General features: G+C 73.5%; 1 pseudogene. It reads left to right on the forward strand.

The annotated features are described in order from the left end of the window. Positions 1 to 245, forward strand: a pseudogene (locus tag IO36_RS36225) (hypothetical protein); the annotation flags it as partial.

The raw sequence follows: 245 nt of genomic DNA on the forward strand, positions 1-245 counted from the left end.
CGACCCTCACCCTCAGCGCCCAGGCCGGCGACATCACCGTCGGCGAGGCCGCCCCCGGCACCCTCACCCTCACCACCCTCAAGGGCGACATCACCGTCGCCGCCGCCCCCGGCGTCTGCGCCACCCTCGACGCCGGCACCACCCTGGGCCGCATCGCCAACACGCTCAAGAACACCGGCGACACCCCCGCCCTGACCATCCACGCCACCACCGCCCACGGCGACATCACCGCCAACAGCCTGTGA

The sequence above is a fragment of the Streptomyces aureus genome (genome assembly GCF_000725495.1).
GTDB classification, from domain to species: Bacteria; Actinomycetota; Actinomycetes; order Streptomycetales; family Streptomycetaceae; genus Streptomyces; species Streptomyces aureus_B.